The following is a 250-nucleotide window of genomic DNA, read 5'->3' as shown; positions in this document are numbered from 1 at the left end:
AACATGTTGCTACTGGTAGGTCTAGGTATTGCTTACGCTGTGCTTTACTATGTGGTGTTTACGTTTGTTATTCGTACCTTGAATCTGAAAACAACGGGTCGTGAAGATGAATCCGTTGATGCGAATACTTCAACAGGATCAGAGTTAGCCGGTGAATTAGTAGCGGCATTTGGTGGTAAAGAAAATATTACTAACTTAGATGCTTGTATTACTCGCCTACGCGTATCGGTTGCAGAAACAGAGTTGGTTG

Annotated in this window: 1 protein-coding gene; it reads left to right on the top strand. The window is 41.6% G+C overall.

The features are described 5' to 3' along the window. The coding region (locus P8629_RS12410; protein ID WP_278166406.1) for a PTS transporter subunit EIIB at window positions 1–250 on the top strand (250 nt) is incomplete at both ends.

The organism is Hydrogenovibrio sp. 3SP14C1 (assembly GCF_029625905.1).
Classification (GTDB): Bacteria; Pseudomonadota; Gammaproteobacteria; order Thiomicrospirales; family Thiomicrospiraceae; genus Hydrogenovibrio.
Note: the sequence above shows the minus strand (reverse complement) of the source record. Positions and strands in the feature narration are given on the sequence as shown.